This window comes from Bacteroides bouchesdurhonensis, from assembly GCF_900155865.1.
GTDB lineage: Bacteria > Bacteroidota > Bacteroidia > Bacteroidales > Bacteroidaceae > Bacteroides > Bacteroides bouchesdurhonensis.
The window spans coordinates 3876786-3891455 of the sequence record NZ_LT707006.1 but is presented as its reverse complement, the minus strand read 5'-3'; the positions used below and the strand labels follow the sequence as shown (position 1 = coordinate 3891455).

The window sequence follows — 14670 nt, the reverse complement described above, 5'->3', positions numbered from 1 at the left end:
GTTGGCGTGCATTGGCGTATCCAACGTTAAAAGAGAAGGTCCTTCACCTGCATCCATGCGGCAACGGAACTTCCATTCCCTTACTTGTTTTCCATAAATTTATAGGATTAATTTCTGGTGCATGATATTAATAGTCATTATTCTGTCTGCTTTTTTTGCTTGCATAATTGCAGCTAACAGTTATCTATTCCAGAACGCATTGTTATGGAAAATGGCAAGCTGTTTTGTTGGTTTATGGATATTGTGTATGATAATTACCGTCTTCGTTTGTCGTAAACTTGAATGCTCTAATTAAAACAGTACGGTTGTCATGCTTTGTGTGTTTTATTATAAATATTATGAATTATTTGGAATTGATATGTAATATAGATAATTTTGCAGTCGGGAAATGGTTTCGGGAGGTTTACGCCTTCCGAATGAAAAGGGAACCCGGTGAAAATCCGGGACAGTACCCGCTGCTGTGAGTCCACAAAAACGGACATCGAACTTTTGCCACTGGTGTAATACCGGGAAGGCACGATGACCGGGACGAGTCAGAAGACCTGCCATGACCGGAATGAGATTTACACCTGCGGGATATACGGGTCGTAATCAAATAAGGAATAGCTCATCGGCCATTCAATATTTGAAGACAGACATATTCCCGTTCGTGTAAGTCCGCACGAACGGGAATTTTTTGTGTTTGTTAATAATATGTTTTACATTAAAATGAGTGACCTATGAAAAGAAAATTACGCTTTCTGGCAGGTGCCTGTCTATTTACCGCAACCGCCTTGTTCTCTGGCTGTAGTTCGGACGATGACTTTTTGATGGACCCGGTTGATTCCGGAACTTCGCAAACCCGTGCTGTGACAAATCCGGACGGTACTTTAACTATCACTTTCGATGATTTCGATCCCGGCATGTTAGCAGGACCTACCTCGGCCGGAGAAAATCTTTATTCGTACCAAGGGTATCCTCAAGTAACCACCATTTACGACAATACTCCGGAAGAATATCTCTTCCTTTCAATGTTTAATACTGTAGGTGGAAGCACAGAGTATTCCAGCGGCGGCATCGCACTTTCCAACTGGAACATCCGCTCCAATCAGTCGGGAAATACCGGAGACTGGTGGTATTCTTATCTAAACCAATGTTCTGTCTATAACACTGCGGTGGAAGCGGAAGGACAGAATAAGGAAGCCGGGCACAGCGGTTCCAATTTCGGTGTCGTTTACGGATATGTGGATGCTTACAATCAGGCATGGATGGCTAAACCAGAATTTTATTTCAATGTTCCCCGGAAATTGGTCGGCCTGTGGATCTGCAACACCTCATACACTTATGGTGTCATTACTTATGGTAATCAGTTCGGTTCTACGGGGGTAGCGACTCCTCTGAAAGAGATGAAAGGGTATTTCCAAGTGAATCTGGAATGTTATGATGCGAATGGCGGTCTGATCCGCACTTACAAACGTCTTTTAGCCGATTATCGTAACGGCCAACAACAGGTTGATCCTATCACGACATGGGATTATTGGGAAATCAATGCCGAAGGGGTGCAAAGTGTGAAATTCAACTTCGAGGGTTCGGATTCGGGAGCATACGGTTTGAATACTCCAGCTTATATCTGTATTGATGATATCACCATACAATAAAAAGAATACAAGGATATCCCTTCTGTCGGGGGTATCCCTGTTATTTTTCTAAAATCCACACATCATGCATCGTTTTCACTATTTTATTATTTCTGCCTGTATGCTGTTCACCTCCTGCAACAAGGATGAAGTCATTACCGAAGAAGTAGGAGGACAACCTATAATAGAACTTGACAGCGAGACCGGTATTTACACGGTCAAGGTCGATCACGAATTGACTATCGCCCCGACATACCAGAATGTTGAAGATGCTCTTTTTGCTTGGACGATAGACGGTACGCTGGTTTCTTCGGGTCCGTCTCTTCAACGTACATGGAATGAATGCGGGGATTTTTATGTCAAACTAAGAGTAGACAATGCGGAAGGCTATGCCGAAGAGGAACTGAAAGTAGAAGTGAAAGAACTCACCCCTCCGGTCATCTCACTGGCACTACCTTCGCAGGGGCTAAAAGTCGTCCGGAATACCGATTACACATTTACTCCCGATATTCAGCATTCGGATGTCGAAGGGTTCAAAATCGAATGGGTACGGGAAGGAAAAATCGTTTCCACCGAGAATACTTATACTTTCAATGAAAAAGAACTCGGTGTTTATACGGTGACAATCAACGCTTCCAATATAGATGGGACAACAACGAAAGACGTAAGCGTAGAGGTCGTGGAAACGATGCCCTACGTTGTCAAATTCCCGACCCCGTCTTACCTGCAAACATCCACGGACAGGTACACTTTTGCCGACCGTCCTGTTTTCCTGCGTCCGTTGTTGGAGTATTTCGACAATCCCCGTTTTGAGTGGAGTGTGGACGGTCAGGTCATGGAAGGAGAAGTGGAACGCATGTTCAAGTTCACGCCGTCCGCACCCGGAGAATACACCGTCTCCTGTACTGTGTCGGAAGACACACCGACGGAAAAAATAAACAGGAATATCGACAAAGGGAAAACGGCTGTCACTGCCACCGTAAAAGTCGTTTGTGTGGACAAAAAGGAACAAGACGGCTTCCGGGCTTCGGGAAGTTCCAAGCTCTGGAATAAAGTCTATGAATATACCCCAGCTCCCGGCCAATTTATCAACGAGACGAGCACGATAGGCGGTATGACCGGCAACGAAACATCCCCTGAAGCGGCTGTCGCATGGGCAACACAGCGTTTGAAAGACAAACTGCACGTCTCTTTAGGTTCTTTCGGGGGTTATATCATCGTCGGCTTCGACCACAGTATTCCCAATTCGGGTAACCAATATGATTTCTGTGTTCAGGGGAACGCCTTTGACGGCAGTTCCGAACCGGGTATCGTATGGGTCATGCAAGATATAAACGGAAACGGATTGCCGGATGACGAGTGGTACGAACTGAAAGGATCTGAAGCAGGCAAGGAAGAAACAATACAGAATTTTGAAGTGACCTATTACCGTCCGGAAGGCAAAAAAATGGATGTCCAATGGATCAGTTCCGACGGTAGAAATGGCTGGGTAGACTATCTGTCCGCTTATCATACACAAGACTATTATTATCCGGCTTGGATTTCGGAAAACAGTTATACCCTGACAGGCACTTGTCTGGCCGCCCGCAACACCCAAGATTCTCAAACCGGTTATTGGGATAATCAGAGTTATGACTGGGGGTACGTGGATAATTTCGGAAACGACCAGATAGAAGGCGGCAGTACGGTGGATGGAAGCGGACAAAGGAACGGTTTCAAAATTTCCAATGCCATCCATGCCGATGGAACGGAAGCCAATCTGCAATATATTGACTTTATCAAAATACAATGCGGTGTTCTGGCCAAAAGCGGCTGGCTGGGCGAAGTTTCTACGGAGGTATTTTCTTTTGAGGATCTAACCAAATAATAAAAATTACAAGTATGAAAATTTATTTTCTTCCCATGCTCCTATCCTTGTTCTTTTTGGGAGCGTGTGACAAAAACGATGAAATTATACCTGAAGATGCAGATGAAAATTTCATCACATCGGTCGTGATGACCGTGGACGGGAAATCGTACACGGCCGACATTACGGACAATACAGTAACAATAACCGTTCCCTATACGGTATCGCTGAACAACGCCGAAGTGGAATTCAAGTACACAACTTCTGCAACAATCATACCTGATCCTGAAACGGTAACGGACTGGGATAACGAACGAACCTTCCGGGTGACATCCTATAACGGAGATGCCCGCGAATATACCTATAAGGTCGTGAAAAGCGAGATAGAATCTGACGGAGATGTGGAGTTGAAGACCACCGAGGAGGTAGCTTCTTTTGCCGCAACCAAAACAACCGTTGTCAAAGGGAACCTGATTATCGGCTCTGATGCGGAAGAGGCAGAAAAAATCACTGACATATCTGCATTGGCATCTTTGAAAGAGGTTACTGGCAACATTGTCATTCGTAACAGTTACAACGGTGCAGACTTGACAGGGTTGGATAATATCGTTTCTGCCGGAGGTTTACAGGTAGGTTCGACCGATGTCGCCTCGAAAGCTACGGAACTTCACATGATTTCCATGAAAGCATTGGAAACGCTCTCCGGAGACATATCGGTATATAACGACCAAGTGACGTATGTCCTATTCGAGAAACTGGCAACTATTGAAGGAAGCGTGATGTTCAATGCGTCGTCGTTACAGAGTTTTGAGTTTCCGGTTCTGACTACTGTAGGTCAGGATCTGAATCTTCAAGGACTCAATGAAGAGAACACAGCAGCCGGTTCGATTGCGTCTTTGGAAATACCGGAACTGACAAGTGTCGGAGGGGTCTTGTCCGTAAACAATCTTGCCAAGCTGACTTCCATGAACTTCCTTAAGCTGAAAGAGACCGGTGGCCTTGATTTCCATACCGTCCCCGTGATGTTGGAAACCATCAACCTTCCGGAAATCGAAACAGTAAACGGAAGTATTATTATGGAAGCCAATATGGAAGCTCCTCCTACCGGTAGTTTTGTTCCCCAACGAAATGACGTGCTTCAGGCTTTCGGTGGAATGGACAAACTGACAACGATAAAGGGACAGATAAAGATAAAGAATTTCACGGCACTCAAACAACTTCCCGACTGGAGCAAGATCACCACACTTGGAAGCATCACGCTGGATTATCTTGAAGATGTGAGCGGAACACTGCTGTTGCCGAACGCCCGATTTGAAACCTTCGGAGAAACAGCGCCCCAGATTGAAATTATAAACAAGGTGCAGCTCTCCAAAATTGAAACAGCCGAAGATTTGTCAAATGTAAATTTTGTCATCACCAGTCTCACGAATAATAAGTTCCCTGAAATCACGTTCAAGAATATCAAAGACTTCACTTGTAAGCCAACCACCAACAATATCGATTATACCATATCGACAATTCAACATGTATATGGAAATCTAAATGTGACAGGCCAAATGCGAAGCAATGCCAAATTTCCCGACTTGGAAATCATAGATGGATATGGATATATCCAAATACCCATGTTTGCTTCAATCACAATGCCAGTCTTGAAAGAAGTGGGAGGACAGTTCTATTTATCTGGAAATTTTACCAGTTGTAACTTGCCCTTACTATCCAAAGTTTGTTGTTCAGCTTCTCCTGTATATTATAAAGAGGGAGAGGGTTCGTTAGCAATATCTTTACAAAGTAAATCGCTGGATATTCCGGAATTGCTTCACGTAGGAGGTGAAGGGTTGTTCGTTAATAAAGCAACAGGCATTACTTGTGATAAATTACAGACTATAGATGGTACGCTACAGATAAAAAGTGCGACTTCTCTTTCTCAGGAAACACTTTCCATGGAGAAGTTGGAGACCTTGCATGGGGTTGTTTTTGACGGTTTGACGAAATTTACCGACTACACTTTCTTCGGCAAGTTTATAGAAAACGGAATGATTACGGGGGAAAGTTGGAGCGTGACGAAATGTGGGTATACCCCAACCTTCCAAAATATGAAGGACAAACAATATACGCAGCAGGATTAAACCTTATACCTTAACCAGAGTACCCGTAATGATTCGGGTACTCTTTTTTATCCGAATGACAATGAGCAGAACAATACAACGGATTTGCCTTTTTCTTTTCTGCCTGCCAGTTTTCGGCAGTTGCATGAAATGGGATTACGGAGAGATGGAAGATTTCTCTGTATCGGCCTCTGGTCTTTTCATTACCAACGAGGGGAATTTCCAGTACAGCAATGCCACGCTTTCCTACTACGATCCCGCCACGTGCGAAGTGGAGAATGAAGTGTTTTACCGTGCCAACGGGTTCAAGTTGGGCGATGTGGCCCAGTCTATGGTTATCCGGGACGGTATAGGCTGGATCGTGGTGAACAACTCGCATGTGATTTTCGCCATCGACATCAATACTTTCAAGGAAGTGGGCCGTATCACAGGTTTCACCTCACCCCGGTATATCCATTTTCTGTCGGATGAGAAAGCCTATGTGACGCAGATATGGGACTACCGTATCTTCATCATCAACCCCAAGACATACGAGATTACCGGCTATATCGAATGTCCAGACATGGACATGGAATCGGGTTCCACCGAACAAATGGTACAATACGGCAAGTACGTCTATGTGAACTGCTGGTCGTACCAGAACCGCATCCTGAAAATCGACACGGAGACGGACAAGGTCGTGGACGAACTGACCATCGGCATACAACCTACTTCGCTGGTCATGGACAAATACAACAAGATGTGGACCATCACGGATGGCGGTTACGAGGGCAGCCCATACGGTTACGAGGCACCGTCTCTCTATCGTATAGACGCCGAGACTTTCACCGTAGAGAAACAGTTCAAGTTTAAGCTGGGCGACTGGCCTTCGGAAGTCCAGCTCAACGGTACACGGGATACACTTTACTGGATCAACAACGATATTTGGCGAATGCCGGTGGAAGCCGACCGTGTTCCCGTCCGGCCTTTTCTGGAGTTTCGGGACACCAAATACTACGGCCTTACGGTCAATCCCAACAACGGGGAGGTATATGTGGCCGACGCTATTGATTACCAGCAACAAGGTATCGTGTATCGCTATTCGCCGCAAGGCAAGCTGATCGATGAATTTTACGTGGGAATCATTCCGGGAGCTTTCTGCTGGAAATAACGAGGAAGGAGGACAAAAATGAAAAGACATCTTATTCTATTGTTCGTGGGGGTAAGCCTGCCCTTTCTGCTTGCCGCCCAGCAGAAAAATTCCGTCAGCATTACCAAAAGGGTACTACGTATTCCGGAGGTTACGGTGGTGGGCAAACGACCTATGAAGGATATAGGCGTGCAACGAACCCGTTTCGATTCCATCGCCATGAAAGAGAACATCGCCTTGTCTATGGCCGATGTGCTGACATTCAACTCATCCGTTTTTGTCAAGAACTACGGACGCGCCACGTTATCCACCGTGGCTTTCCGGGGTACCTCTCCCTCGCATACCCAAGTGACGTGGAATGGTATGCGCATTAACAACCCGATGCTGGGCATGACGGATTTTTCCACCATCCCTTCTTACTTTATCGATGATGCCTCGCTGCTGCACGGAACGTCATCGGTAAACGAAACGGGCGGCGGCTTGGGTGGTCTGGTCAGGCTCTCCACTTCTCCGGCCAACCATGAAGGGTTCGGGTTGCAGTACGTGCAGGGAGTGGGGTCGTTCAGCACGTTCGACGAGTTTCTCCGCCTGACCTACGGTGACAAACACTGGCAGTCCTCCACCCGTGTGGTGTATTCCTCTTCCCCCAACGACTACAAATACCGAAACCGGGACAAGAAGGAAAACATCTATGACGAGGACAAGAACATCATCGGTTCCTATTACCCGACGGAACGCAACCGCAGCGGGGCTTATAAGGATCTGCACGTCTTGCAGGAAATTTATTATAACACGGGCGAAGGCGACAAGTTCGGGCTAAACGCCTGGTATATCAATTCCAACCGGGAACTGGCGATGCTCAGCACGGATTACGGGAACGACATGGACTTCGAGAACCGCCAAAGGGAGCAGACGTTTCGCGGCGTCCTCTCGTGGGATCGCGTGCGGGAGAAATGGAAGGTCGGTGTAAAAGGCGGCTATATACACACATGGATGGCCTATGATTACAAGCGGGACAAGGGAAACGGCGAAATGGCTTCGATGACCCGCTCACGCAGTAAGATTAACACGTTCTACGGAAGTGCGGACGGGGATTATGCTCCTTCAGAGAAATGGCTGTTCACGGCCGGTGTTTCCGTACACCAGCATTTGGTGGAAAGCGCGGACAAAAATATCATCTCGCAGGAAGGTAACAAGGCTGTTGTCGGGTATGACAAGGGACGTGTCGAGTTTTCCGGTTCCGTTTCTGCGAAATGGCGGCCTGTCGATCGTTTTGCCGCCTCGCTTGTCCTTCGCGAGGATATGTTCGGTACGGAATGGGCCCCGGTTATCCCGGCTTTCTTCATCGACGGGGTACTGTCGAAAAAAGGCAATATCGTGGCGAAAGCATCCATCTCCCGGAACTACCGTTTTCCCACGCTGAACGACCTCTATTTTCTGCCGGGCGGTAATCCCGACCTGAAAAGCGAGCACGGCTTCACATACGACGTGGGGTTGTCGTTCTCGGTGGGGAAAGAAAATGTATATGCTTTGAGCGGTGGTATCAACTGGTTCGATTCGCACATCGACGACTGGATCATCTGGCTACCCACAACCAAGGGATTCTTCTCCCCCAGAAACCTCAAAAAGGTACATGCTTACGGGGCAGAGACCAACGCCCACCTTGATATAATGCTCGGAAAGGACTGGAAACTGGATATGAACGGAACTTTCTCGTGGACTCCCTCGATCAACGAGAGCGAACCGATGAGTCCGGCAGACCAATCCGTCGGCAAACAGTTGCCATACGTGCCGGAGTTTTCCGCAACGGTGACCGGACGTCTGTCATGGCGGACATGGAGCCTGCTTTACAAATGGTGTTATTACAGCCAGCGTTATACCATGTCGAGTAATGACTATACCCTGACGGGCTATCTGCCCCCTTACTTCATGAATAACGTGACACTGGAAAAACAGCTCTCTTTCCGATGGGCCGATCTGTCGCTAAAGGGCAGCATCAACAACCTGTTCGATGAAGAATACCTTTCCGTATTGTCCCGTCCCATGCCGGGCATCAATTTCGAGATATTCATCGGCATAACACCCAAGTTCGGAAAAAACAAAAATAGTAAACGATAATCTGCATCAATATGAACGCATTAAAGAATTTAAGCCTGATTTTGTTGCTTTCTCTGGCATTTACAGGCTGCCACAACAAAAGCTCAAAAATCAATGATTTCAACCTGCTGCTTTATGCTCCCGAATATGCCTCCGGCTTCGACATCAAAGGGGCGGGCGGGAAGGAAAGCGTACTGATAACCGTCAGGAATCCCTGGCAGGGAGCGGACAGTGTAACCACATGGCTGTTTATCGTCCGCAACGGTGAAGAGGTTCCCGAAGGGTTTGCAGGACAGGTACTCAAAGGAGACGCCAAACGCATCGTGGCGATGTCTTCCACTCATATCGCCATGCTTGACGCAATCGGTGAAGTCCGGTGTATAACCGGCGTTTCGGGAATCGACTACATTTCCAACCCAGACATCCAAGCCCGCCGCGACAGTATTGGCGATGTCGGCTATGAAGGGAACATCAACTACGAGTTGCTGCTCTCGCTCGATCCCGACCTCGTTCTGCTCTATGGGGTGAACGGCGCAAGCGCAATGGAAAGCAAACTCGAAGAACTCGACATACCGTTCATGTATGTCGGCGATTATCTTGAAGAGTCGCCTCTCGGCAAGGCCGAATGGATGGTAGTGCTTTCAGAAGTCACAGGAAAACGTGAGAAGGGTGAAAAAGCCTTTGCCGCAATCCCGGTCAGATACAACGCCTTGAAAAAGAAAGTGGCCGACAGTACCCTCGGCACTCCTTCGGTTATGCTTAATGTTCCCTATGGCGACTCGTGGTTCATGCCTTCAACCCAAAGTTATGTAGCCCGCTTGATTACTGATGCGGGAGGCCGCTATATCTACCAGAAGAACACGGGAAACGCTTCTATCCCCATTGACTTAGAAGAAGCATATCTGCTCGCGTCGGATGCGGACATGTGGCTGAACGTGGGAATGGCGAACTCCCTTGACGACTTGAAGGCATCATGTCCGAAATTCACCGATACCCGATGTTTCAAAAATGGAGAGGTGTATAACAACAACGCCCGTACCAACACAGCCGGGGGTAACGACTATTACGAGTCTGCCGTCGTGAATCCTGACATCGTGCTCCGCGACCTCGTGAAGATATTCCATCCTGAACTGGTGCAGGAAGAGTGTGTGTATTACAAGCAACTGAAATAGATGCGTTCCCGTTCGACTATATTATTCTCCATATTGATTACGCTCACGGTCGGTCTTTTTTTACTGGACTTGGCCGTGGGAGCTGTCAACATTCCGATCCGCGATGTATGGGCAGCACTGACCGGGGGAAATTGTTCCCGTGCCACGGAAAAAATCGTACTCAACATACGCCTCATAAAAGCTATAGTGGCACTGTTGGCCGGGGCTGCCTTATCGGTCAGCGGTCTTCAGATGCAGACCCTCTTCCGTAATCCTCTTGCCGGTCCCTATGTCCTTGGCATCAGTTCCGGTGCAAGTCTCGGTGTGGCACTTGTGGTACTTGCCGGGATCGGTTCATCAATAGGCATTGCCGGAGCAGCGTGGGTGGGTGCGGCTGTCGTGTTGCTCGTGATAACTGCCGTCGGACAGCGAATAAAAGACATCATGGTAATCCTGATTCTGGGCATGATGTTCTCATCGGGCGTAGGTGCTGTCGTGCAGATATTGCAGTACCTCAGCAAAGAGGAATCGCTGAAAGCCTTTGTCATTTGGACGATGGGGGCTTTGGGTGACGTCACCTCCGGACAACTTCTGATTCTTGTTCCATCGGTGTTTGCCGGACTGCTGTTGGCGGTACTGACCATCAAACCGCTTAACCTCCTGCTGTTCGGAGAGGAATATGCCGTAACAATGGGACTGAATATTCGGCGTTCACGCAGCCTGTTGTTTCTCTCGACAACGCTGCTCGCCGGAACGATAACCGCTTTTTGCGGTCCGATAGGTTTCATAGGTCTCGCTATGCCTCATGTCACAAGAATGCTTTTCCAAAATAGCGATCATCATGTCCTTCTGCCCGGAACAATTCTTTCGGGAGCATCGATATTGCTTCTTTGCGACATCATTTCTAAAATATTCACCTTGCCGATCAACGCCATTACAGCTCTATTGGGAATCCCAATCGTCGTATGGGTGGTTTTACGCAACAAATCCATCACCGCATGATAGAATTACAGCATTTTTCCATAGGTTACAAAGAAAACTCGTTGCTCCACGAGGTAAATGCCACGATAAAAAAAGGTCAACTGACAGCCCTTATCGGAAGAAACGGGACAGGAAAATCGACGTTGCTCCGCGCCATAGCCGGTCTGAACCGGTGTTATTCCGGAAAAATCATTCTCGACGGGCACGACATCGCCTGCATGAAAACCGAAGATATGGCAAAAACGCTGGCTGTCGTCACGACCGAGCGCACGCGCATCGCCAACCTGCGGTGCAAGGATGTCGTAGCCATAGGCCGTGCTCCTTATACCAACTGGATAGGTAGGATGCAAGAAACAGATAAGGAGATAGTCATGCAATCGCTCATTTCGGTGGGAATGGAGGCTTATGCAAACCGCACGATGGATAAAATGTCGGATGGCGAATGCCAGCGTGTGATGATTGCTCGTGCATTGGCACAGGATACTCCTATCATTCTCCTTGATGAACCGACTTCCTTTCTTGACATGCCTAATCGCTACGAACTTGTGGCGTTGCTTCGTAGGCTTGTCCACGACGAGAAAAAATGTATCATGTTCTCGACACATGAACTTGACATCGCGTTGTCCATGTGCGATTCGATAGCATTGTTAGATACCCCGAATTTAAGTTGCTTGACCGCGTCTGAAATGCAGAAAAGCGGATACATTGACAGACTTTTCCAAAATGAAAACATCCGTTTCGACTCCTTATGCGGTACAATGATTTTGAAACAATGAGTATATACACTGTAGAAAATTTTACTTCAGACATCACTGTTGAAGGATATATCGCCGAATTCCGTGACGAACCACATTTTCTTGAACTTTGCAAACAATGTACCAATTACGGTAAAAGTTGGGGGTGTCCTCCATTTGATTTTGATACGGAATCGTTTCTCCGACAATACAAGTATGCACATCTTATGGCAACGAAGATAATCCCTGAAGACAAAGATATTCCGATTGAATATACACAAAAACTCATTTTACCGGAACGGATACGAATCGAGAGCGAATTATTGGATATGGAACGGAAATATGGAGGGCGTTCATTTGCCTATATAGGTAAATGTCTTCACTGCTCAGATAACGAGTGTACGCGTAACTGCGGCACACCATGCCGACACCCGGAAAAAGTGCGTCCGTCACTCGAAGCCTTCGGATTTGACATAGCCAAAACGCTTTCTGAACTTTTTAACATCGAACTTCTTTGGGGAAAGGATGGCAAATTACCTGAATATCTTGTTCTCGTAAGCGGATTTTTTCATAATGAATACGAACTTTGCAACATAGCATACTAATGATTCGGACATGAAATAAACAGACAAACTAACCACATTCGGTTCAATCTGTTTTGTGATTTCAAATGAATTATAGTTAGATATGTAAAAAGCGACGCTGGAGCTTGAAATAAGTAACGGTTTATCGGTGTATTCTCCGTTAAACCGTCCTGTTTTCGTTAAACGAAAACACAACTTGCTGTCCGCAGGAGCGGACCATGTTTCTCCAATAATTATTGTGTATCAGACCATTGTGTGGCTATTTTCCTGTGGTTTGTGGGGCTTTTCCATCAGATATTTGCCGGCTGTTCTCCCCATTAAAGGATAGATATATCTCCATGACCATGTGACTTACGCCCATAATTCGGGGATAAGGAGGCGAATATACGGAAAATCTGCCCTTTACATGCCCTATTGTCCATTAATGGATTGCTACTTCTACACTTCTGCAAATGGAGAATGGGCATGTAGCCGTGTACGACTTATGTTTTTTCTTCATTGTCTCCATTAACGGATTGCTACTTCTACACTTCTGCAAATGGAGAATGACATGTAGCCGTATACGCCTTATTGTTTTTTCATCGTCTCCATTAACGGATTGCTACTTCTACACTTCTGCAAATGGAGAATAACAGGTAGCCGTATACGCCTTATTGTTTTTCTTCATCGTCTCCATTAACGGATTGCTACTTCTACACTTCTGCAAATGGAGAATAACAGGTAGCCGTATACGCCTTATTGTTTTTTCATCGTCTCCATTAATGGATTGAAACTTCTACACATCTGTAAATGGAGAATAACAGGTAGCCGTATACGCCTTATTGTTTTTCTTCATCGTCTCCATTAATGGATTGATATTTATACACTTCTGCAAATGGAGATTTTGAGATATCTATATCCGGAAGGATGCGTGCTCCCTTCGCTCCCGGCTATCCCTATTTTGATATCCGGCTATATCGCAATTCTGTGATAGCATTATCCGGATAGCGTATCATACGGCTATATACAAATATGGCTACACTATAATTCATGGTTGTGATGGAGATGGCTTTTCCTATCCGGTAACAGACCATGATGCCACGAGGAAAAAAGCGACAGCCGCAGAGAAAAAACGGATGGCAGGAACCATTATGGAATCTGGTAAATAGAAAATCCGGTACATGCGAATTCAGGCGATCATCCCGGATGGTAACCTGTCAAAGAGGCTTTTAAGACATTTGAAATACCGATAATAAAAAAAACGAGATCAGGTATTTTGGCGGATGGCGGCAGGATTGCCGCCTCCGGCCCTTCCGAGTTTGTACGCGTCCTGCGTGAGGGCAGCTGGTTTGACAGCGGGTGCACCGACGGGGAGTACATGGTGAATTTCTCCGGGCGGTACAGGGAACTGCACGGGGTGACGGTGAGGACCGACACGCCGGAGCATTTCATGGACGACCTGAAAAAGTACGGTTACATCAAGGGCTGAACAGTCCGTTCCTTTATTATTACACTCCCTGCCGGTTTGGGGTCGCTTCACTTCCGGTGGGGATTTTTCTTTTTTCATCGTCGTGACGCACCCGTCCTTCAGGTTTTCCAAAGGGGGTCGTGAAAACCGACCGGCTACGGAGTATTTTTCCTTCCCATATGACAAAAACCGACTATCCATGACTATTCCTGCCAGTGTGCCGGTCGCGCTTGCCTCTCATGGTTTCTTCCCTTATATTCGCACTGACATTTAAACAAGTTGAAAAATATGGAAATATGCTACATCGAGGCCGGTGTCCTTGAGAGGATGCTGGCACGCGCCGAGAACCTGTCCGCACATGTGGACAGATTGTATGAGAGAAACCGCTGTAAGGAACTCGGAGAGTGACTGGACGGCCAGGATGTCTGCCTGCGCCTTGACATCTCGCCACGTACCCTGCAGACACTCCGCGATACCGGACGGCTGGCGTTCACCCGCCTCCAGAGCAAGTTCTATTATAAGCCAGAGGATGTGGAGAAGCTGATGGCCTACGTCGGCATCAGACGCAAGGAGAAGGCAATGAGAGAAGGAAGGAAGAACGGAAACCTTTAAAGAGCGGAAGAGATGGAAGGCATTATCGACAAGGAGAACGAACGTGTCCGCAGGTTCTTTGCCCTGCTGGACAACATGGAGAAAAAAGTGGAGCGTCTTGCCCGTGACAACCGTCCTCCCTTCAACGGGGAACGGTTCCTGACTGACAGGGAGTTTTCCGGAACGTTGAGGATCAGCCGCAGGTGCCTGCAGGATTACAGGGACCAAGGGCGGATTCCCTATATCCAGCTTGGCGGGAAGATCCTGTACAGGCAGTCGGACATCGAGAAGCTGTTGGAGGAGAACTATCACGCAGCATTGGTATAATATCGTATTCAAGTTTAAGGATTGCCGCCGGAATCGTAAATACAATTCCGGCGGCAATTTTT

At 47.1% G+C, this 14670-nt stretch carries 12 protein-coding genes and 1 riboswitch; all 12 genes read left to right on the top strand.

The window, feature by feature from the left end; translation table 11 throughout:
• Window positions 1–372 precede the first annotated feature (372 nt).
• Window positions 373–564: riboswitch (cobalamin riboswitch) on the top strand.
• A 155-nt stretch (window positions 565–719) separates the two neighbouring features.
• Window positions 720–1637 (top strand): DUF4465 domain-containing protein, encoded by a 918-nt coding sequence (locus CZ225_RS16840; protein WP_007567599.1) that lies wholly within the window; start codon window positions 720–722, stop codon window positions 1635–1637.
• 64 nt (window positions 1638–1701) lie between these two features.
• Window positions 1702–3483, top strand: coding sequence for a PKD-like domain-containing protein (locus tag CZ225_RS16835; RefSeq protein ID WP_077154759.1), 1782 nt, complete (start codon window positions 1702–1704; stop codon window positions 3481–3483).
• A gap of 14 nt (window positions 3484–3497) precedes the next feature.
• On the top strand, window positions 3498–5588 hold the full coding sequence (locus CZ225_RS16830; protein WP_077154758.1) for a receptor L domain-containing protein: 2091 nt from the start codon (window positions 3498–3500) through the stop codon (window positions 5586–5588).
• 28 nt (window positions 5589–5616) lie between these two features.
• Window positions 5617–6717, top strand: coding sequence for a YncE family protein (locus CZ225_RS16825; RefSeq protein ID WP_004293828.1), 1101 nt, complete (start codon window positions 5617–5619; stop codon window positions 6715–6717).
• Between the two features lie 18 nt (window positions 6718–6735).
• The gene (locus tag CZ225_RS16820) at window positions 6736–8814 is read left to right on the top strand and encodes a TonB-dependent receptor plug domain-containing protein (RefSeq protein ID WP_004311295.1); all 2079 of its coding nucleotides are present in this window, start codon (window positions 6736–6738) and stop codon (window positions 8812–8814) included.
• 11 nt (window positions 8815–8825) lie between these two features.
• Entirely contained in the window at window positions 8826–9965 is a 1140-nt protein-coding gene (locus CZ225_RS16815; protein WP_004289233.1) for an ABC transporter substrate-binding protein, read from the top strand.
• Window positions 9966–10946, top strand: coding sequence for a FecCD family ABC transporter permease (locus CZ225_RS16810; RefSeq protein ID WP_004311292.1), 981 nt, complete (start codon window positions 9966–9968; stop codon window positions 10944–10946).
• Window positions 10943–11701 carry an ABC transporter ATP-binding protein gene (locus CZ225_RS16805; RefSeq protein ID WP_004289235.1) on the top strand — a complete coding sequence of 253 codons (759 nt, stop codon included), beginning with the start codon at window positions 10943–10945 and terminating at the stop codon, window positions 11699–11701. Before CZ225_RS16810 ends, CZ225_RS16805 begins: the two co-directional genes overlap by 4 nt.
• Window positions 11698–12264, top strand: coding sequence for a DUF2284 domain-containing protein (locus tag CZ225_RS16800; protein WP_004289236.1), 567 nt, complete (start codon window positions 11698–11700; stop codon window positions 12262–12264). Before CZ225_RS16805 ends, CZ225_RS16800 begins: the two co-directional genes overlap by 4 nt.
• A 1234-nt stretch (window positions 12265–13498) precedes the next feature.
• Window positions 13499–13711 (top strand): hypothetical protein, encoded by a 213-nt coding sequence (locus CZ225_RS23945; RefSeq protein WP_005825814.1) that lies wholly within the window; start codon window positions 13499–13501, stop codon window positions 13709–13711.
• Between the two features lie 387 nt (window positions 13712–14098).
• Window positions 14099–14302: a helix-turn-helix domain-containing protein gene (locus CZ225_RS16780; protein WP_077153717.1), complete on the top strand. Its 204-nt coding sequence runs from the start codon at window positions 14099–14101 to the stop codon at window positions 14300–14302.
• A gap of 12 nt (window positions 14303–14314) precedes the next feature.
• The gene (locus CZ225_RS16775; protein ID WP_077153718.1) at window positions 14315–14608 is read left to right on the top strand and encodes a helix-turn-helix domain-containing protein; all 294 of its coding nucleotides are present in this window, start codon (window positions 14315–14317) and stop codon (window positions 14606–14608) included.
• Window positions 14609–14670: the final 62 nt, after the last annotated feature.